This window comes from Haloferax chudinovii (assembly GCF_042663345.1).
Classification (GTDB): domain Archaea; phylum Halobacteriota; class Halobacteria; order Halobacteriales; family Haloferacaceae; genus Haloferax; species Haloferax chudinovii.
In genome coordinates this window covers 186,415-206,702 of record NZ_JBHTAB010000006.1, presented here as the reverse complement: position 1 = coordinate 206,702, position 20,288 = coordinate 186,415, and the positions used below count along the sequence as shown (strand labels likewise).

Here is a 20,288-nt window from a genome sequence, read left to right as displayed (position 1 = left end):
GAGAGTCTGTGTTTGCTGAACGAAGAGGCCCTCAAGAATGTAAATTGGCCTGCAATTGGGGTGTCTTCCTCGTCGAGTGCGTGCTACCCTCAACTATTTGCGCGTTCCCGCCGATAGTCTTCCCCGATGACTTTCGTCTCCAAAATCGGAGACCTCCTGTGGGGTACCCCAGCGTACAGCGTCGGTAACAGACTCTTTGAGACGACAGTCGAGATGTATCTACGCACTCGCCCGGCCCACAAGTTCTCCTGCGGAGAGGCGACAGCCACGTTCCGCCCTCGTACGTTCGTCGAGTGGAACAATCTTCGGCACAGAATCCGGGACGAAGCCGAAGTATTGGAACACGTGCTCTCGAACGTACAGGGTGGCGACGTCTTTTACGATGTCGGCGCAAACATGGGTATCTATGCCTGCCTCGTCGGGGCCAGCGTCCCCGACGTGACTGTCGTCGGATTCGAACCGTATCCACCGAACACCGAATCGCTTCGACGGAACCTCACCGAAAACTCGATTGACGCGACCGTCGTCGAACGACCGCTCTCCGACGGGACTTCGGAAGAGAGGTTTCACCTCTACGACACCCTCGATGCAGGTGCGCAACACGGATCGCTCGACACGAGGTATCCCACCGGAGAGGCGCTCACATCCATACCGACGACAACTATCGCTGGAGACAGCCTCATCGGAGCCGGTCGAATCCCCGAGCCGAACGTCGTCAAAATCGACGTTCAGGGGACTGCGCCGTCCGTACTCATGGGGCTGAAATCGTCACTCACCGGACAACGGTGCCGACTGGTCTACGTGGAGGCGCACGACAACGCAAGCGAGATTACAACCATATTATCGGAGTTCGGGTACCAGATATCGACACTCCGCGTCGACCGACCGAACAAAGATCCCACGGTAGTGGGACGGAAAGTGAATGACTGCGTACCAGCCGCCTGACCCTCGGTTTCGAAGCACAAATCGAACATTGTGACCTTACCAGCAGACATAATTTCTCACATCTAGTATTAAATTCCATAAGATAGGAGTGATCAATAGATTAAATATGTCGTGAGTTGACGTGTTAACCGGAGATACCGATCTGAAGCTTGATGAGCGAGGCTGTACCCAGAGACAGCGGTCGGGCAGACGGCTCAATGAGTGATTGGAATGAGGATGAACACGAGAAAATATGAGCCCCCACTGGCAGTTGATACGAGGGCGGGGGGTGGTTGGGAGATGAAGCGAGAAAACGAGTCACACGAACGAGATGCTGAGCAACCCGCTATCGGATTTGTCGCGACCGACGAAAACATCCCCACGTTGCCACGAGATGTCGTTCACACTCGAAACAACGGGTTCGACGTCTTCGTCACGTATCAGCGATCTGTTGACGAAGACGAATTAGATGTCGTCTCCGAGCTGGGCGCAACTATCGTCGACCCGGTTATCGAGGCGGGACGGGTCAATCCGTACAAGACGTTCGCGAGCGCGCTCGACGGTCAGACTCTCGTCATCGTCTTCCACCTGAACGATTCCATCGAACAAGTGTTCGTGGACTCCAACGCAACGACAGGCGCGCTGGACGAATCGAACAAGCATGACACCGACGTCCTTTCTCGGCCCATTCGGAGAGACTCGGACGGCTCTGTCGAACTAACGGAGAGCTCCTCAGCGAGACCGCGAGAGCGGACGAACGGCGACCAGTTACAACCGGCGAGTGAGTCCTCGGCTATGGTCGCAATCCCGGCATACAACGAGGCGACGACGATAGCGTCCGTCGTACAAAGCGTCGCACCGTATGTCGACGAGGTCCTCGTCGTCGACGACGGAAGCGGTGACGAAACGGCCACCGCTGCACGTGATGCGGGTGCGACCGTCATCGAACACGCAACGAACCGTGGCTACGGGGCCGCGTTGAACACGGCGTTCAAAGAAGCGGACAGGCGGAACGCGAACAGACTCGTAACTATCGATGGGGACGGACAGCACGACCCGAACGACGTCCCGAAGTTACTCTGTAAGCTGGACGAGACCGCCGCCGACCTCGTGATCGGGAGTCGGTTCGTAGCGGGGGCGTCGACGAACGCACCGTTCTATCGACGGTTCGGTCTCAAAGTGATCAACCTCATGACCAACTTGAGTATGGGCGTCGTGAGGCGAGAGTCTCGTGTCGCCGACACACAGAGCGGGTTCCGCGCATACAACGACCAGGCGATACGCTCGATCAACTTAGACACGGGTATCGGCGACCAGATGAACGCGAGTATTGACATCTTGTATCACGCCCACCACAACGATTACCAGCTCGAAGAGGTAGGAGTCACGATAGACTACGACGTCGAAAACGCTAGTAGCCACCATCCTATCGCACACGGGCTGTCTCTCGTGTCGAATATCCTGAAGACCGTCGAACTCGAACGCCCGTTGACTGCACTTGGTGTTCCCGGGTTCTTCGGTTCGACCGTCGGAATCTTCATCGCGTATTTCACGATTTCTAACTATCTGACGACAGGTCAGTTCCAACTCGGTATGGCCGTCACCTCGACGTTGTTCGTGCTCGCTGGGTTGCTCGCTTGCTTCACCGCGATCATTCTCCACTCGATGGGTCGGCTGTTCGAATCCAGTCGGTCGTCGTCGACAGAGTATCCTCCGTTCGATCGCTGACGAGGAGACTTCCTGCCCGGTTGGAGGGTGAGAAGCGATTTGGCAGATAGACGAATCGGGTGAATCAGGACTCGACCCCGAGGGGGCTCACTGTAGATAGCCGAGGTCACGCAGTTGGGTCTTCTGCTCGTCGCTGAGTCCGGCGTCTGACGCCTCGTGTGTCGCCTGTTCGAGATGCGAGGGGATGACGCGTTGTGCTTCGTCTCTGGAGAAATCCGGGGCTCCATAGGTCATACTGCTCGTCAAGGCGATGGAGAGCATGTTCAGCGCCTTCGTCGGAGACAGGTTTCCGAGCCACGCGGGGGAGTACCCCCGGAATACATTGTCGTATCCGATCGCACCGAGTCGTTGGACCGAAGACTTTCGGTGGAAGACGTATCCGCCTGACCGATTCCACGCGGATGTCGCGGCGTAGACGGAGAGTTCGACCGCTCTCCCCGCAACGTCGACGTCGAGGTGCTGCCAGACGTCTGAACGAACTTTTCGGGTCGGTTGTGGAGTGGACCGCCAGAGGTCGACACCGTCCACGTCTGCGGGAGGTTCTCCGCGCTGCGCAGAGATGACTGTGGGAGCGACGTCGACGCCGCTCAGAAGTGGATCGTACGTCTCGCCTTTGGGCAGTCCCGCTCCCGCGAAGACGATCGGAACTTCCACGTTCTCCGGGGACATGGGGTGGCCGTGGCCAAAGCGCCCACCGTTGATCCATTCGCCGAGACACTGACCGTGGTCGCTCGTGAACACGACTAACGTTTCGTCGAGGAGTCCGTCCTCAGATAGTCGTTCGTACAGCCGCAGGAATCGCTGTGCAGAGTTGTGACAGTCTTGGCGGTAGAGGCTCACCAACTGCGGACGACGCTTCTCGTGCGTTCGGAAGAACTCCTTCGTTGAGTCGAATACCCCGTTTTCGAACCCGTATGGAGCGTGTGGTCCGACGTCGTGGACGAAATTGACGAACGGTGGTTCGAGGTCTTCGATTGTCCGCTCGGTATCCACGTGGTTAATCTGGAGTGGTGGTTTATCGGGCGCGTCGAGTTCTATCCACACTGTCTCCGTGTCAAATCCGACGTCATATGCATCGTCGTCGAGCAACGGCGGCCGTTTCGGAAGTCGGTCGTCGAACATCCAGACGCCATGTGTCGCCGGGTACAGGCCCGTGGTCAACGAAGGTATTGAAGACGCCGTGAACGTACTCGCGGATATCGCCTTCGCCGTCACCCCCAACTTTCGTACCTCGTCCGGGAGGAAGTCGTACCGCATCGCGTCGGACACGAATATCAAGACGTTATTTACGGTGGGACGGTCGGCCAGTTTCGAGAGAGGCGTGCCACTAGTGGACGCAGTCGTATCTGTCATGCTAGCAACATAGTATTCGACGGGAGGCCACCTAATAGTTAGTGTCAATCAGTTATTTGATTATCGGTGAAAGTAGAGCAGTCCTCCGTCCGGCGTCAGGTATCGTCCGGGACGTTCACAGGCAGAAAGTTATGCCAAAACCGCGTCTGCCGGGTGTCTAGAGACGAATAGAAGATATCAGTACAAGTGATATTACGCTCTAACTCAGCAATAATCAGATTATCAAATATATAACAATATTCGCTACCGTCAACCCCTGTCTTACCTGTGAGCGAGAAGCGTAACGACTGTGTACAGAACTCGATCTCCTTCGACTTGGAGCACTGGCACAGTGCGACGCTCCTCGTCGACGAGGTGAGAGATCCGATAGACCGTATCGTAGAGTCCACGGAGATCGTCCTCGATTTACTTGACAGACACGACGTCGCGGCGACCTTCTTTGTCGTGGGAGACGTAGCCGACGAGTACCCATGGCTCATCAACCGAATCCACGAGTTAGGACACGAGATCGGCTCTCACGGACAGACTCACAGACCACTGTTCGACCTCTCGCCGACCGAGTTCGAGCGGGAACTGGCTGAGTCGGGTACTGCAATCGAATCAGTGACAGGTGAGTTCCCGATGGGGGTTCGACTCCCAAACTTCTCGCTGACAAGACAAACACAATGGGGGTTCGAAGTCCTCGCACGGAGCAAGTACCGATACGATTCGAGCGTGTTCCCGGTGAAGACGCCGATGTACGGCGTCCCCGGAGGACCGTTGAGACCCTACCGGGTGCATCCCGGACGGCCGTTCGATTCGAGTGCGACAGGTGGCAGCCAAAGAGAGTCGCTTGTAGAATCGCCCCTCGCTGTGACCAATACGATGTTACGGCTCCCCATCGGTGGGGGATTTTACGCGCGGGTTACACCAATTCGTTTGTTCGAGTGGGCGATCGGTCGGCTGAACAAGGCGAGTATTCCGGCAAACCTGTACTTCCACCCGTGGGAATTCAACCCATCGGTCCCTGTTTCGGAACCGAGGCTCCACAGGAGAGCCGTGAGTTTCACGGGAATCGAGCGGTTAGGAGACAAAGTTGAACGGCTCCTCACGACCTTCGAGTTCGGACCAGTGAGCGAATTGATCCGTGCGGAACTTGGGCTGGACGTGTTCAACGAACCGCAGTCCCGGACCAGTCACGAGGTCTCAAAACGGCCCTCTCACCACTGACGATGAGTACGAGCAAGACAAAGACGCAGTTGACGGTGACAGACTGTACAGACAGGCACGAATGGAACGACTTCGTCGAATCTAACGACGGTTCCCCGTTTGGACTGTGGGGGTGGCGCGAAGCCAGTCGGAATTACGGACACGACACGCACTGGCTCGCCGCCCGAGATAGGGGTGACATCGTCGGCGCACTTCCCCTCGTCGAAATTCGAAGCCGTCTCTTTGGTTCGAAGCTCGTCTCACCTCCATACGGTGAACGTGGGTCGGTCATCTTGGCCGACGACGCACCGGAGTCAACGACCACGCATCTCGTCCGACAGATGAAGCGTATCGCGGACGACGCGAGAGTTGATTTCGTCAGTCTCCGTGGGACGACCGTCGACCACGCGCAATTCGAGGGATTCGAACACGAAAACCGGTTCGTCACCTTCGACGTTCCGGTGGGCGTCAACCACGATGAGATGTGGGACGGTCTCAAGGAGAGTCGACAACGGCAAATCGACCAGGCCCGGGAAAACGATCTAGAGTACGTCGTCGGTGACTCAGTCGACGGATTACGCGAGTACTACGAGTTGTATCTCCAGTCGGTGAGAGGCCACGGGTCTCCACCCCACTCCTTCAACTTCTTCAAAAAGGTCTGGGAAACCTTCACAGATCACGGGACACTCCATCTGGGACTGGTACGACACGACGGACGAGCGATTAACGGTATCATGAACCTCGGCTGTGGGTCAACGGTCTCACAGTGGGGGGTCATCACTGATTACGAGTACCGAGATCTTCAGGGTGGGAGTTTCTTACTGTGGAAATCGATGGAGCACGCACACGAAAACGGGTACCAATCCTACGAACTTGGACGAACGAGAGAGGGAACAGGCGTGTACATGTTCAAAAAGAGCTTCGGCGGAGAGAAGATTCAGTACGACGATTTTCACTACTACCCGACCGGACCGGTCGAACTTCCACATCCAGACAAATCGGCCTACAAACCGATAAAAGAAGCTTGGAAGCGTCTCCCGATTCCGGTGACGAAACTCATCGGTCCCACGATTCGGAAGGACATCAGCCTCTAACCATGCACGTACTCTATATCGTTGGACAGAGCACGGGTGGGCTCCCCCACTACGCTGCCGAACTCGCAAACAGCGTTGCGAATTCCGCCGAAGTGACGGTGTTCAAACCGACCGAAACCTCGGCTGACGATCTGTTCCGCGACGATATTGAACTCGTGAACGCGTTCGATCCGATCGGCATCTCGATGCCTGGGCTGTACAAGTTAGACATCAATCCACTGAACATCTTCAGAGGCCTGTACTCATACAGCGCGGTGAAAGAAATCGAGCAGTACAACCCGGACGTCATTCACGACAGTACCGGAATTTTCCCACAAGTGAAGTTTTTCGCCAAACTGCACGATGTGGACGACTATCCGTTCGTGACGACTCGACACGAAGTGCCAGTGAACCGCTTCAGCCTCGCACGCCCTCCCGTCCTCATCGAAGAGATACTCAATCTCACGGTCCCAGATATCGATGAAGACCGGACTGTCGTCCACACGAAGCGACAAAAAGAGGTCCTCGTAAGCCGTGGATTCGACGCGGACGGCGTCGTCGTTATCCCACACGGGGCGTACTCAGTTTTCGGCGGTGTTGACGATATCGAGCGTGAACCCGAGGAGAACACGCTTCTCTTCTTCGGGAACATCGTTCCCCCGAAAGGACTTGACGTACTCGTCGACGCAGTCGAGAGACTCCGCGAAGCGATTCCGGATGTTAATCTGATTATCGCCGGGGACGGGCAACTTTCGAGCGGAGTGCGCAAGACCATTGAACGATATCCCGATAACTTCGAAGTTCACCGTCGGTTCATCCCCAATGACGAAGTCAAGGAGTTCTTCGCGCGGGCCACAGTCGTCGTGATGCCGTACCGAGATCAGCGTGGGACGAAGGGCCACAGCGGTGTTCTCTCGACCGCGTTCTCGTTCGGGAAGCCCGTCGTAGCATCGACAGCGAGTGAGTTTCCCGAACAGGTCGAAGACGAAGGTTGTGGTCTCGTCGTCCCTCCAGAGAACCCCACGAGGCTGGCTTCGGCTCTTGAGACGGTGCTTCGAGACGAGTCTGCCCGGTCCGAGATGTCGCAAAACTGCGTCCGGATGAGTGAGCAGCTCTCGTGGGACAGCGTGGCTCAGCAGTATCTCGACGTGTACAGCGCCCTCGCCGGAGCGCACGAGTTGGGGGACAAACAGGCCGTTCTTCGAACTCCGTGACGGATTCCCGTCACTCGGTATACCCCAAAGCGCGGAGTTGTGCTTCGCGGGAGACGTCGCTTGGTCGCGTGTCGTACGATGCGGGTGTGTGTGTCCCCTCGTCTGTTCCTGTCGTCGTCACCCACGGAACCTGCGTCAAACACGGAAGGTCGATTTGATTCGGATGCCCGTAGATGCCCCACTCTCCAAACGCCTCGCCGTGGTCGGCAGTAATCACGACCCGCTCTGCGTCTACGTTCTGTAAGAGGAGGTCTACGTCGGTGAGGACGAACCGGAGTGTCTCTCTGTACCGGTCGATAGCGACCTGCCGCGACAACTCTCCGCTCGTCACCCGGTCCCACGCGTCGGGATTACTCTCGTTCCTAAAACTGAAATTCGCGCGGTCGAGCGCTGCAGCGTCTTCAGTGAGGAACGGAACGTGCGGCTGAAGGTAGTGAACTAAGAGTCGTTCTGTTTCGGCGTTTCTCCCGTGATGTATCGCTCTGTCAGTGACGGGCCTCGGCCGGACTGTACCCCACTGTTCGTCCCACGCGTACCGCCACACTTCGTCTAATTCACCGAACGTGTCTTCGTTGCAGAATTCGTCGGTGAAGGGGTTAGCTGACACGTACGCAGTCTCGTGAAGGACGTCTCTCCCCGTTCGTTCGAGGGTTTTGGGGAGCCAGTTCCACGTGCACGACGCTACGGAGGGAACGTCGTCGACTCGTTGTATCCAATCGTAGCCGTCTGAGTGACGTCTGAGTTCGTCTGCCCTGCACGCGTCCAAGAGTATACAGACGTCCCAGTCCTCCTCGAAGACGCTACGCCCTGTGATATCTCCTGTCGAGCGGTGGTACACGATTCCAGACCACCGACGCAAACCGCCTGAGAGACCATATTTGTCTACAAACCCCGGAAGGCTTCTGAGACCTTTGCGTAACTCTTGGGGAGTAACCATACGTCTTCGTATTGATTGTTTATACATATCAAATTTTCCCAAAATATTCCGGAGAATAATACAATGAAAGTTGAAAGTGAGGTCTCGATGTTTTTCATTCATAACCTTAGGTGTCGCGTCTACAGAGACGCGTCTTCCCAGAGTCGGACCCAATCGACCACCATCTCTTCCCCCCATCTCTCTGCTCGGTCGGCAGTGCCGATATTGTTGATATTGAGTGAGAACATGAGATAAAACGGTGCTCCGTTGGACAGTGCGGTCAGTAGTGTTTCGTCGAGCCACTTTCGGACGACCTTCCCGTCGACGTAGTGAACTAGCTCTTCGGCCTGCCACTCGACACCGTACGTATGAAACTCCCGCGTGAGGTCCCCACCTGGCGTATACGACGCACCGAGATTCCTATGTGTCGAGCGGTCACCCGCCTCCGTCGAACCCGAATAGTGGACGCTGTGTCTCGAGATGTGCCTATCGTCCCACCCCGTGTCGTCTTGCCAAATCTCCACAACGTCGACCTCCGGCGGCCATTGTTCGGTGTTCGGTTTCGCCCAGAAGGCGTTTTGAAAGCCGATTCGCCCCGCAAACGAGATTCTGGCTTCGAGATAACTTCCCGGTCCGAACGTCACCTTGTCCCGCGTGTTCACGGCACCGGATCGTATCTCGCCTCGTTCGTGTGTCCCTCGGAGCCGGAGTGACCCGCCTTCCGTTCGAACGTTCGCTGAAACGATTCGGGTTGGACTCGTGGACGTTTCGAGTCCCCAGCCCCAGCCCATCGACCACGACGAGGCGTCTAACGAGTCACCCGAGAAGGTATCTTCGAAAGCGAGTTCCCAGTGTGCTCCTCCCGGTGGGCTTGCGCGAAGTCTGTCTCCGTACCGATCAGAGAGCGACTCTCGATTCAGTACGACGCCGCCGACGACGAGACCAGCGCCGGCTGTCGCCCCTGACACTCGGAGGAACTCTCGTCGGTTCATGTCTCCGAATTCTTCTCACCCGTTCGCACGGGGGTCCGAACGCGGAGTGACTGTGACGAACTCCCCGAGTAGCGTGACAACCACCTTCACCGACAACGCCGTCGTGCCACCACCGGCGAGAGAGTTTCCGAGAGATATCGACGGGTGCCGTTCACCGGTCACACGGCTGTAGGTCTCCGAGCGCATGCTACTACTGTGGGGGTAGAGACACAAAGCCGCTTCGTCAAAAAGTCAGTTCCGTGCTTCCAACAGCCCCGAATCCGGATGTAGCTTGCGCTACTACGGATTAGAGCTCTTGGCCGTTGAGCGTCGCGACGACGTCGCCGCCGTACGTCGATACGTCGAGGATACTCCCATCGAACAGCCAATACGCGTCCGCGTCGTCTTTCACAGACCCGTGGATCTTCGAGTTGCCGACGTCGTCGCCGCTGTCAGCAACATCCGACGACGTCTCTGCCTTCTGGACGGTCCCATCGGTTTCAACAAGGTACCAAACGGTTCCGTTGCTGTTCGACCCACGGCGGATGACGAGGAGGTCGACGCGTGACTCATTTACGTAGACGTCTGCAGGTCCATCGAGCGCGATGTCTGTCACATCGCCCTCGAATCGATACGTGTCTGACCCGGCACCGACCGCCCCGCTTGCGGTCGTCCCAGAGACCGAGTCTTCGCTCGTAATCGAGTCGGTCTCGGCGAGTGCACCGCTCACAGAGACGGTGTAGGAGGCCGAACTACTGTACCCACTCCCGTCGATGGTGATGGTGTTGGGAAGTGTCGTCGTCTGCGTCGAGTCCGACGTTTGGCTCTGGTCAGACGGCTTGTAGGGGCCGGGTTCGGAACCGTCGACTAAGTCGGCCGTATTGACCGGTGAGTTGTCGATATAGATATCGAGGTCACCGTCGAATCTGAGGTCCGTGATGTCACCAGTAAACCGGAATCCGGGAAGTGACGACGTCTTACTGGTCGTCCCACCTGCGACGGTACCGTCTTCAGCGACCCAGTAATCCTCGGTCGTGTCCTGCGGTTCGATTCCGATGTTCCCACCACTCGCCTCGAACGCGAACGTGACTGGGTTGCCGTCACCTGATCGGGCCCAGAGATAATGCTCTGTGTCGGTCTGACTGGTCGTATCAGTGGTCGAGTCGGTCGTTGAACTGTCCGAGCTAGTCCCCGAGTGGTCCCAGACGCGGACCCAGTCGATTGCGACTTCTTCGCCCCACTGCACTGAGTAGTCAGGCGTGCCGACATTGTCGATGTTCAGAGAGAACATCATGTAGTGGACACCACCGTTCTGCATCGCCTCCATGGCGGTACTATCGGTGGACTCCCAGACTGCTTCTCCGTCGACGTAGTGAGTGATTCGGTCTTCTTGCCACTCGACTCCGTAGATGTGGTAGTTCTCAGTCAGGTCGTCACCCGGCGTGTAACCGCCGCCAGGGCCGACGTGAGTCGAGTTGTCGCCCGGTTCCGTCGAGGTCGAGTAATGAATATGGTGTCGTGACCGATGGGTGTCGTCCGTCCCACTTCCGTCTTGCATCAGTTCGACGACGTCGATCTCAGGCGGCCACGCCTCGGTATTCGGCTTCGACCAGAACGCGTTCTGGAACCCCTCGCGTCGCGCGAACTTGATCTTCGCTTCGTAGTAACTGCCTGGGCCGAAAGTGACTTTATTCTTTGTGTTCACTCCACCCGCGTACGGTTGGTCTCCGTCGTGCGTTCCCTTCAAATAGAGGTTGCTGTCGCGGACATCGACGTTGCGTTCGACCACTTCGGTCGGACTCATGGTCGTTCCGGTTCCCCAGCCCCAACCGATAGACCACTGCTCTGTGTCCAGAGAATCACCGTCGAAGTCGTCTTCGAAGGTCAGGGTCCATTCGTCTTGGTTTGCGGGACCTCCTTCAGTCACTGCCGCAGAGCCCACACCGATGCTAGAGACGCCCAGTGCTGTCAAGGCACCGGCGCCGGACAGTTTCATGAGATTCCGGCGAGTGCAGTGGAGGGCCCTTGCATTCGTTTCTTCGTCCGGTGTATCCGGACATTCGTCGTCTCTCATAGGTACAGTTTCGTGAAAGGCAGAGGAGTATAAATGTCTTTTTTGAATGAATTTGTAAATATTGGCACGTTAATTGAACAATTAGATTATGTCTAGGATAATACCACGTTATAATTTTTCGAATTTAAGCTAGTGATTAAGATAAATTCAATTTTCTAACAGTAGCTAGATTCAATCAATACTTTAGCCATATATAATTGAGTTATTCATATAATTAATTTATCAAAATAATCTATGTAATCGACATACAGAACTCGGCTATTGGGACATCAAGATCGTTACAAGATATTATAGTTATCAAGTTGGAAATTCTTTTTTCACCGGGAGAAAACAGTCTCTTAATACATATTTTCTGACGATAATTTCGTAGAAAACGTTTGTTAACCCCGCGTTAAGCTATTCTGAAGATCTGATACATCATTGGTTCGTACTGTGTGTTAATTGTCAACGTCACACATAGATATGACGTTCGAGCAGGTCAGTTGTGTGCAGTGCGCGCCCGGAGATACCACCCTATCGCGACGAGTGTGAGGAGACCGAGTTGGACGAAGAGCGCTGGCGAGGGGTCTAACGCTTGAACTCGGGGGAGCAACGTGAGCTCCGTCCCGTAGTCCACTGCCGGGAGTGCAGGCCAGAGGAAAAACGTCGCGTAGTAGCGTTCGCCATCGAGCAATGGCGGGATAATGTCACCGACGATGTGCGTGAAGTACCCAAAGAGAAAGGCGAACACCGCTTCATCTCGGTCCACCCTTCGCCCGACCCGAGTGAGGACAATCCCCACGAGAAAGAAGGTGAAGATGGAGTGAGCAAGCGACCGGCCAGTTGGTAACACGCCGACGTACCATGCGAGCGGTTTGTCAACTAAGTCCGGGAACTGCGTACCGAGTGTGAGCGACAGTCCGACACTGACCCGTGAGATTCCCAGTTGTCGTATTCGACGATAGCCGAAGTACGCGAAAGCACCGAATAACAGGTGTCCCCAAGGCCACATCAACGTAGATTGATCGACGAGCGAACTATGTAATGCGCTTGCTACCCAGTCTCGCCGTTGACGAATACCGTCCCAGCACAACGGACTTGTGACCTCATCGTACCCACGCGGTTCAGGTGACCGCTGTCACACCCGCTTACTTGGTAGTCCGCTCAGCGTCTACTGCTAGCCCTGCAAGGACATCGTCATGTGAGTGGTTCGGACGCGCTCGACAAACGCACGTGCAGCGGCGTCAGTCGGAAACACCGACGCATCGTAGCCGACGCTCCCACCGAACACAGTCCATTCGTCGGTTACCACCCCGCCGGACAGCGGCGTGTATTCGACACGATAGCGATAGCTGTCAGCCGCATCGTCGACGACGATTCAAAGGTACACCACCGGCCCGCGGTATGCCCCGAGATTGTGGCACGCATGCCTGACGAGGTCCTCATCGCGCATGACTGCCGTCGCGTCAAGCTCGTCAACAGCCTCTCGAACACGCTCGAGGTTTCGCTCGAACTCGCGTGGCGTCGCCTGCCATCCGCGCTCAAGCAGTTCTTGGCCGACCTCCGAGCCAATGGGTGCTGCAACCGGCAGGTCGCCCCACCGGGCGCTGCCGGCGACCATTGTCGGCGCACACAAACACAACTCACTACGACGGAGTTCACGTGTACCGTTGCTCTTGAGGGGGGTCGATGACGCTTCACTCTGTTGAACCCACAGTCGTTGAAGCCGTGCTGAACTCAGGGTGCAAGTCGGATCCCGACATAATATCTCGCATGAGAGAGCCGAATCGCTCAAAACAGAGGATGTAGCTATCACCGGCCCATGTCACTAACTTATCTCCTCATACCCCGATAAAAGCCACATGGCCGCGTGGCATCGGGACGTGATGAGTGGGTGGTGGCAGGACGTCGGTGCAGGGGTTGCCACGGCGTCTACAGCCCTTGTCACCTCTTTCCTCTACTCGCTCGTGCTAATGGTCATCCCGTTACAGCTCTCAGCAGATGCGCAGTACTGGGCCGGGTACGCGCCGCAATTCGCATTTGTCGCTGGACTCGTGATTGGCACTTTCGTATGGCGACGGGTTATGTCTCGAGCGTCTACACCGGAACAGGGGGCGTTCGCGGGCAGCGTGCTGGGCCTCATTATCGCGATACTCGTCCCGATACTGGCGGCGATGTACGTGCTGCTATTTCCAGTCCTGCTTAGTGTCGTCACCGGACAGGGGTTGCACTACGCACTACAGCTCTACCCAGCACCGCTGTGGGCTGCTGTCGGTGCCGCTCGAACCATCGCTACTGCGTGGAGCCCGCTCGTCGGTGTTTTGCTTATCCTCATCGGAGCGCTGTTCGGGTGGACGTACCAGCGTCGACGTCGCTTTAGTGGTTACTGACCATTCCAACCACTTGTGAGTGGTTGAGTACCGATGGGCACACACCGCTATTTCCCTGACCGACGCGCCCCCTGTATTCAGTGGGATGCCGAGAATTTCGACGGGCTTCCACGATAAGAGAGTGTATGCAGCACAATAGTCACAAGCCGAGAAAGGTGTGAATGAGAGACAGCTAATGGGGGAACGTGCTGTTTGGGTCGCTTATCTGGTCAGTATATTCTGCCGTATGTCTCAGAGAGGTCACAGAAGAACTGTCTGAAAATCATTCGGCGATCGCTAACAGTTAAGAGCAGAGACGCTTTAGCTCGCAGGACTTACTAATGCTACCGCTCGTCATTGGCGGCACGGGGGAGTAGGGATTTGAGAAGCGTCGATTCGAGTCGCTGTAATCGGTCGCTGATGGTCCCGTTCGTTACCCCGAGTTCGGCAGCGAGTTCAGCTTGTGTCGTCTCTCGCGGGACCTCGTAGTATCCGGCCTGTACAGCCGTTTCGAACAGAGTTCGCTGTTTCTCGGTGAGTGCGAGTACGGGATTACCGTGCGCTTCGCTGTACTCACCGGTGCGAACGAGTGCCAGATCAAGGCTCTCCGGGATCACGCTGGTAGCGTTCATGAGTGCGGTCTCTGATCCCATGAACGTGGCCCGTAGGCCACGCATTTTAGAGTCGGTGATGAATTCAAGCGGCCATTTGAGAACAATAGTGTGCTCAAACACTGCGGTGAGCAGTGCCTCCATCAATGGCGTCGATTCGTAGTGGACGTACGCTAACCCATCACCCTCTGCAGAAACTTCGTAATCCAACACGCCCGGTGTCTGTTCGCACACGTCGGCAACCGTTCCCATGTCTCCACGGAACTGGGCCAGTTCGACGTGTGTTCCGTCGCCTACGGGATTGATGTAATGCGTCGCTTCGATGTGGACGTCGGGGGACGCTGCAACCGCGTCGTCGAGCGGATGGAGCTGCCCTCGTTCCCACGATATAATGACTGTTGCATATCTCATCTGGTCTCACCGGTTCGCCGCAGTTCCCCGTCCACGCTCGTCAGCCGTTGGCTGAGGCGGATAGAGTCTGTTCGGAACCCACGATAAAAAGAGTTCTAGGAGCATCGGCGTAACAGCGACGATGACGCCACTCCAAAAACAGACTGTCCATGGGAAACAGCAACCATCGATTCTTCGACCGGTATAGTATTATGCAACCACCCTACTGCGCTGGGGAGAGCCAATGACGGACACCGTGCGGTACGGAACAGACTTACACATCCTCGTCGTTGGCGGTGGGATTGCCGGATTGACGTGCGCCGGCCTGCTCGAACAGCGCGGCTTCTCACCCGACGTCGTCGAGAAGACAGACAGCTACGGCGGTCTGGGTTACGCCCTCGGGTTGTGGCCGGCCGGGTCGAACATTTTGAAGGGGCTCGGCACGTACGAGGCGTTCGCGTCACACGCGGACCCGATGAACACGTACACCCTGCTGAGCGACAGTGGGAACGAACTCCACAGCTACGACTTGCGTCCGCTCGCTGATGAGTACGGGGAAGCGCAGCTCATCTGGCGACCACGTCTCATCAATGTTCTCCGAGAGACAGTCTCTGACGAGACCATCCGGATGGGGACGACTGTGACGGACCTCCACCAGCATGACGACGTGGTGGACGTGTCGTTCAGCGATGGAACCGAAGACACGTACGACGTCGTTGTCGGCGCGGACGGGATTCATTCGGCAGTCCGTGAGATGGTGTTCGGAGAGATTTCGTTGAATTACGCCGGGATGACGAGTTGGGCGTTTTGGGTCGACGAGGCGATGGTCGAACGCGGCGTCGTCAAAGAACACTGGGGCGACGGTCGATTCGCCGGACTCTACCCGACTGACGACGGACTCGCCTGCTTCCTCGCCGTAACTGCACCGGAGGGGACGCCAGATCCCCTCGATGAACGGAAGGCACGCATCCAGAAAAGCTTCGAGGGAATGGGCGAGTTCATACCGGAGGTGCTGGACGAGCTAGAAACGAAGGATGCAGAGGATATCTGGCACGACGACTTCTACGACCTGCGGATGGACGAGTGGACGAACAGCCGTGTCGTTCTTATCGGCGACGCCGGACACGCCCCGCTGCCAACCGCGGGGGTCGGTGCATCGCTAGCGATGGAGGACGCGGCTGTCCTCACCGACGAGCTGGCCCGAACCGATTCCACCCGCCTCGACCAGGCGCTTGACCACTATGTGGCGCGTCGCCGAAAGCGCGTAGACGAGGTACAGGAGAAATCCCGTCGACTCGGGACCTTCGCTCTCTTCGACCATTCGTTGCTAACCGCAGTACGGGACCAGGTCGTGAAATTCTACTCTCAAGAGCGGATGGAGAACTACTTCCGTGACTTCCTGTCCAGTGAAATCTAATCATGGGATACCCATACCTGGCCCCCGGCCTATCAACGCTTGGTACGTTCGTCGGCTGTGTCGATCACTTTAGCTACTTCGATCGGTATGCACCGAATCCCAGCGTACGCCGGTTCATATCCCCCCACTCCCGGGACCGCGATTCCGTGGCGGGTTACTGACCAGGAGGTCGGAGAATAACAAATAGAGGTGGCTCGGTCCAGGATGGGTCAGTTGGTCTCTTCGATGGACGCTCCAGTAATCGCTGGGTGTACGAGGAGCCTCTGCGCTTCCTTGGGACGCCAATAAACCGAATAATGACGGTCATCCGGTTGGTAGACAGAGGGGGCACCGTCTAGTTAGTGACCCCCTCAACCAGTGGTCGCCCATCGAGCGATTGATGCGGTCGGTGGAAGTTATAGTATTGCGAAAATAATATGAACCACCCGCGGGCGCTTCCATGACTGTCCACGCACGAATTATGGAAGCGGTCGACGCGCATTTTGAGAGTGTGAAACACGTTTCGATGAGATTCGCTCGGGGTAGTCGAGCCGACCGCCCAATCCTAATCGAGAGAGTGAGGTCTGATATCCGTAGCCATCAACGAGAAACACAGCGTCTGAGAGATCGTGTTTCTCCGAGAGTCGATGGAGAAACGCAGCAGCCGGATCAGTAGCGTACCGTTCAAACAATTCGACATCAAGAATCAGTTTTGTCTCGATTTTTATTGCGGTGTACAACCAAGACCGCTCGCCATTGAGTGTGACAGCGGTCCCGTCAGTCGCAACACGCCTCGGCTTCGCCTCAGACAGGTTGTGTAAATGTTATAAATCCGACGAACCTATTACCAAACATCTTTCAGATAGCATTCAACACCGAGAATGCGAAGAATTTGTTTTGTTTCTCTGAGTGAACATTCGGTTGCGTGAAGCTGGACAGCGAACGCTCCCACGTTTCTTCTAAACCCGTCGAAAAGCACTCGCTGAGCAAGTCTACGACCTCCATCCCAAACTCACTCAACGACCTGCTCGTTCCGCAAACTGGCGTAACTAGACAGTGCCCAATAGAAACAGCGGCCAACAGTAGATTAGTTTACACGTCGAATCCGTTTCGCCTGAGTGCCTCTGCCAACTCACTGTCAGGGTCAGCCGCAAACTCAACTAGCGATGACTCTGGTCGTGTTGTCGTATATAGTTCAGAGTCAATATTGTCAGGGATTTCGTTCGTGTGTGTGTTATCTACAACTGCAACTGATATTTTTGGCCCCGTGTCCGTGTCTTTTGATTCGGTCATTAACTGATAGTATGGGGGAGCGATGTTTGGCCTTTGGGATTCGAGTCTAGAAGTCTTTGCTCTGGTGAAGGGGTGTATGATACCCGTACTACTTCGTAGCAAATCGCCTATAGTAATCTCCAGAAGTATCTACTCACAGTTGTCTCTGTATTACTAAGAGGTAGTCGAGGTGGTTGACGACGATCTCGTCGAGGGTGAGCCCGCTGGCGCGGGGCTTTGGCTTGACGACCGTCGACGGTCGGTCCTCGCCGGCGAGGTAGCCGTCGACCGAATCTGCCTCGAGGCCATCTGCCAGTTCTGCCAGTAGCTGTTTCGCCCGCGTGGAGTCGGTGTCGTCGCGACCGAACGGCGACGCAGGCGAGATTCGGTGTTTGAGCTTCAGGTTCGCTGCGCCCCAGTGGCTGTAGTGGAGCGTGCACTGTCCGTCTGTGCGTTCGTACGCAACGAGTGCGCGGTGTCCCATCGAGCAATCACCTCACGGGGCGACCGCGACTGGATCGCCCCGCACCTCTCCCGGGGGACGAACAACGCTACTCGTCGATCGGGTCAGGGGAACTGAGGTCCGCGTGGAGGAACGAACCTCGACGATACTCGCAGGGTGTTGGTTAACCGATGCCCAGCACCGGCGCTACTCGAGACTGGGGGCGTAGCGAGCCGATCCACACACCCGGCACTTCCCAGATTGGTGGTCCCGTTCACGCCTCACCTGGGTCCGATTCATGGGTCTTGAACTAGTGGTCGGTCGCCCATCCACAGGTTTGACAGTCGAGTTCCTGAGTCGTCGGTACCGACGACGCCTGGCGATTAGCCTCGGCCTCGCCAACGGATTCGGTCAGCACCATCGCTGGCACCAGCCACACCGCGTCGTCGGCATCGTCGAGGACCGCGCCGAGACGCGACACCTCGCGGAAGCCAAGCCGTTCCCCACGCTGGTCATAGAGCCGCGACTCGCGCGAGAAACCGACCGCGGAGATCCGCATCGGTCGCGAGTTCTTCACGCAGGAATGCGCGGAGTTCGTCGACGTCGGCGCCATCAAGTGCGGCGTCGAGTTGATCGCCTTCGTCTGGAGGTGGGTCGTCAACACACCGAAGCAACACGGCGACGACGTGCTTGCACGCTCCCGTCCCGTCGTACGGACAATCGCACCACGGGGCAAACCCGTCGGTGGCGAGGTCAACACGGACATCGTACTGATGGCTGCCGCTCACGACGGCGGTGACGGTGGTGTCGACGCGGTGAATTTCGTGGATACGGCTCTCAGCAAGATATCGTTCGCCGCGTTCGAAGACCGCATCCGTGCAGACATCTCGAACCGTGTCCTCAGTTACATCCATGTGTATGGACGATATTCCAGTTCGATCGAGAAAACCGATACGCCGATTTCGCTTTCGCTTCGGAGCGGAGCGGTCCAACTCTGAGAAGCCAGGATACTATGTGCTGGCAATAACTCACCATTTCTGGTTGAAACGAATAGTACTCACACCCACCTGCTGTTCCAGTAGAACGGTGTCGAACTGTCATAATTTTAATTGAACTGCAAGTCGATATTTCACACCGGACCACCAAACCGATCATAGAGTGTACTGATAACTACTCCCTCTACACTAACTACAATGACCCAGAAGAACAGTTCCAGTCCCAGAAGCGGGAGTGGTTCACCGAACATATTGAACGGTGCATGAAACTCGAAGTAGAGAGCCATTAACGCCCAGAGAATTCCACCATATGCCAACCCGCTCTTGATCGTATTTTCTGGTAATGAATCCCGTATATACGCAAAAACACCCCCATGAAGCGCACCGATTAGTAACGAAATGAACATGTATAGCCCTGGATCTGTTTCCATCACTGGCAGCGGTTCCATCTGGGTCATCACGGCGATTAGTTTGTCGCTCTGCTGTTCGGACTGGAATAATACATCATTCCCCACCCGAAAGAACAGAACCTGACTGGTGAGGTTCGCAAAGAAGATACCGATGCTTCCTGCGACACCAGCCGTTACCCACTTGTTGTACCTCATTGGTTACTCCCCGATTTGTTACTAATTTCAGCGTCATGCTCATGACCACTGCCACTATCCCTTCGAACTTCCCACAGGCGGGAAAAGAGGAGCGGCCCTAGAACCAGATAGATGACTGATGTATAGAGTCCGGGGAAGTAGCCGAACTCACCGGTTGCGAGGACTGGATAAAGGGGATGCAGAATTCCGTTTCCGATGACTCCCATGAGCGTGAAAAACCAGACGATGAGCATCGGCCCCTTGATACCACGGTAGATGGCGATTGCACCGAGGGCAAACGCGGCATACGAGATCATGTTGATCTGAACGAACGTGGAGAGTTCAAACGGCGCCGCGTTGAACACCTCGACCGGCCAGCGGGTGTAAAATCCAGTCGTAAATTCCTCAGCGAAGTGTAAGAATTGGACACCGAATGCCACCAAGTAGATCGGGAGCACACGACCTGGTTCGGGCATTTGTTGAAAACTCGTTAATAGATAACACACATACGCGAGGATAATTGCGGGAACAAACGTAACAATCAGTGACAATCCCGGAGAGAGATAGGTAAAGGTTGCAACCAAAACCAGTGTCATCACACCCGGGAGAATTGCTTCTCGAGTACGCAACGCTGCGGTTAAATCCTGGGACTCGTTGATTCGAACGCCCATCTCAAACCCCTCCGCTCGTAGTGGTAATTACAGAGCCAGCGAACACTGCTCTCATCCACGGTTCGGTGCGCAACTGGTGCCGAACGAGGCTTTGTCTTATCATGAGGCAAATTATCGTTTAGCTGGAATTTGCATATC

16 protein-coding genes and 6 pseudogenes are annotated in these 20,288 nt (G+C 56.1%); 7 read left to right on the top strand and 15 right to left on the bottom strand.

Annotated features, from left to right (window positions below; genetic code table 11):
- Positions 1-126: 126 nt before the first annotated feature.
- Both ACFQI8_RS12730 and ACFQI8_RS12725 read left to right on the top strand, forming a co-directional pair.
- A complete protein-coding gene (locus ACFQI8_RS12730) occupies positions 127-945 on the top strand; it encodes an FkbM family methyltransferase (RefSeq protein WP_390245314.1) in 819 nt (272 codons plus the stop codon).
- 279 nt (positions 946-1,224) lie between these two features.
- Entirely contained in the window at positions 1,225-2,652 is a 1,428-nt protein-coding gene (locus tag ACFQI8_RS12725) for a glycosyltransferase family 2 protein (protein WP_390245312.1), read from the top strand.
- Between the two features lie 87 nt (positions 2,653-2,739).
- Here the strand turns inward: ACFQI8_RS12725 and ACFQI8_RS12720 are convergent, their stop codons facing one another.
- The gene (locus tag ACFQI8_RS12720; protein ID WP_390245310.1) at positions 2,740-4,005 is read right to left on the bottom strand and encodes a sulfatase-like hydrolase/transferase; all 1,266 of its coding nucleotides are present in this window, start codon (positions 4,003-4,005) and stop codon (positions 2,740-2,742) included.
- A 267-nt stretch (positions 4,006-4,272) separates the two neighbouring features.
- Here ACFQI8_RS12720 and ACFQI8_RS12715 point away from each other — a divergent pair, with 267 nt between their 5' ends.
- Genes ACFQI8_RS12715 through ACFQI8_RS12705 form a run of 3 tightly spaced genes read left to right on the top strand, consistent with a single transcriptional unit; the run spans position 4,273 to position 7,480 of the window.
- Positions 4,273-5,214 carry a polysaccharide deacetylase family protein gene (locus ACFQI8_RS12715; protein ID WP_390245308.1) on the top strand — a complete coding sequence of 314 codons (942 nt, stop codon included), beginning with the start codon at positions 4,273-4,275 and terminating at the stop codon, positions 5,212-5,214.
- A gap of 2 nt (positions 5,215-5,216) precedes the next feature.
- A complete protein-coding gene (locus ACFQI8_RS12710; RefSeq protein WP_390245306.1) occupies positions 5,217-6,287 on the top strand; it encodes a GNAT family N-acetyltransferase in 1,071 nt (356 codons plus the stop codon).
- 2 nt (positions 6,288-6,289) lie between these two features.
- The gene (locus ACFQI8_RS12705) at positions 6,290-7,480 is read left to right on the top strand and encodes a glycosyltransferase family 4 protein (RefSeq protein WP_390245304.1); all 1,191 of its coding nucleotides are present in this window, start codon (positions 6,290-6,292) and stop codon (positions 7,478-7,480) included.
- A gap of 10 nt (positions 7,481-7,490) precedes the next feature.
- Here the strand turns inward: ACFQI8_RS12705 and ACFQI8_RS12700 are convergent, their stop codons facing one another.
- The 7 genes and pseudogenes from ACFQI8_RS12700 to ACFQI8_RS12670 form a co-directional block, all read right to left on the bottom strand.
- Entirely contained in the window at positions 7,491-8,318 is an 828-nt protein-coding gene (locus tag ACFQI8_RS12700) for an alkaline phosphatase family protein (RefSeq protein WP_390245302.1), read from the bottom strand.
- A 218-nt stretch (positions 8,319-8,536) separates the two neighbouring features.
- A complete protein-coding gene (locus ACFQI8_RS12695) occupies positions 8,537-9,388 on the bottom strand; it encodes a glycoside hydrolase family 16 protein (RefSeq protein WP_390245300.1) in 852 nt (283 codons plus the stop codon).
- A gap of 15 nt (positions 9,389-9,403) precedes the next feature.
- Entirely contained in the window at positions 9,404-9,574 is a 171-nt protein-coding gene (locus ACFQI8_RS12690) for a hypothetical protein (RefSeq protein ID WP_390245298.1), read from the bottom strand.
- Between the two features lie 100 nt (positions 9,575-9,674).
- On the bottom strand, positions 9,675-11,441 hold the full coding sequence (locus ACFQI8_RS12685) for a glycoside hydrolase family 16 protein (protein ID WP_390245296.1): 1,767 nt from the start codon (positions 11,439-11,441) through the stop codon (positions 9,675-9,677).
- A gap of 478 nt (positions 11,442-11,919) precedes the next feature.
- Complete coding sequence (locus ACFQI8_RS12680) at positions 11,920-12,432, bottom strand: metal-dependent hydrolase (protein WP_390245294.1); 513 nt, start codon at positions 12,430-12,432, stop codon at positions 11,920-11,922.
- Between the two features lie 136 nt (positions 12,433-12,568).
- Positions 12,569-12,798: pseudogene (locus ACFQI8_RS12675) on the bottom strand (hypothetical protein).
- Between the two features lie 3 nt (positions 12,799-12,801).
- Positions 12,802-13,062: pseudogene (locus tag ACFQI8_RS12670) on the bottom strand (DUF7995 family protein); the annotation flags it as partial.
- A gap of 220 nt (positions 13,063-13,282) precedes the next feature.
- Here ACFQI8_RS12670 and ACFQI8_RS12665 point away from each other — a divergent pair.
- Positions 13,283-13,810, top strand: coding sequence for a hypothetical protein (locus ACFQI8_RS12665; protein ID WP_390245292.1), 528 nt, complete (start codon positions 13,283-13,285; stop codon positions 13,808-13,810).
- 323 nt (positions 13,811-14,133) lie between these two features.
- On the opposite strand, the gene ACFQI8_RS12660 is transcribed toward ACFQI8_RS12665, so the two are convergent.
- A complete protein-coding gene (locus ACFQI8_RS12660) occupies positions 14,134-14,811 on the bottom strand; it encodes a helix-turn-helix domain-containing protein (RefSeq protein ID WP_390245290.1) in 678 nt (225 codons plus the stop codon).
- A gap of 223 nt (positions 14,812-15,034) precedes the next feature.
- Here ACFQI8_RS12660 and ACFQI8_RS12655 point away from each other — a divergent pair, with 223 nt between their 5' ends.
- Entirely contained in the window at positions 15,035-16,207 is a 1,173-nt protein-coding gene (locus tag ACFQI8_RS12655) for an FAD-dependent monooxygenase (RefSeq protein ID WP_390245288.1), read from the top strand.
- Between the two features lie 334 nt (positions 16,208-16,541).
- On the opposite strand, the pseudogene ACFQI8_RS12650 reads toward ACFQI8_RS12655, so the two are convergent.
- From ACFQI8_RS12650 to ACFQI8_RS12625, 6 genes and pseudogenes are all read right to left on the bottom strand, one after another.
- Positions 16,542-17,191 (bottom strand): annotated as a pseudogene (locus tag ACFQI8_RS12650) (IS6 family transposase).
- A gap of 445 nt (positions 17,192-17,636) precedes the next feature.
- A pseudogene (locus ACFQI8_RS12645) lies at positions 17,637-17,942 on the bottom strand (DUF6735 family protein); the annotation flags it as partial.
- Positions 17,943-18,107: 165 nt separating this feature from the next.
- Positions 18,108-18,426, bottom strand: a pseudogene (locus tag ACFQI8_RS12640) (biosurfactant protein 1); the annotation flags it as partial.
- A pseudogene (locus ACFQI8_RS12635) lies at positions 18,425-18,814 on the bottom strand (SWIM zinc finger family protein); the annotation flags it as partial. The pseudogenes ACFQI8_RS12640 and ACFQI8_RS12635, both read right to left, overlap by 2 nt.
- 215 nt (positions 18,815-19,029) lie before the next feature.
- Positions 19,030-19,500: a hypothetical protein gene (locus tag ACFQI8_RS12630; RefSeq protein ID WP_390245286.1), complete on the bottom strand. Its 471-nt coding sequence runs from the start codon at positions 19,498-19,500 to the stop codon at positions 19,030-19,032.
- Positions 19,497-20,150: an HXXEE domain-containing protein gene (locus tag ACFQI8_RS12625; RefSeq protein WP_390245284.1), complete on the bottom strand. Its 654-nt coding sequence runs from the start codon at positions 20,148-20,150 to the stop codon at positions 19,497-19,499. Before ACFQI8_RS12625 ends, ACFQI8_RS12630 begins: the two co-directional genes overlap by 4 nt.
- Positions 20,151-20,288 lie beyond the last annotated feature (138 nt).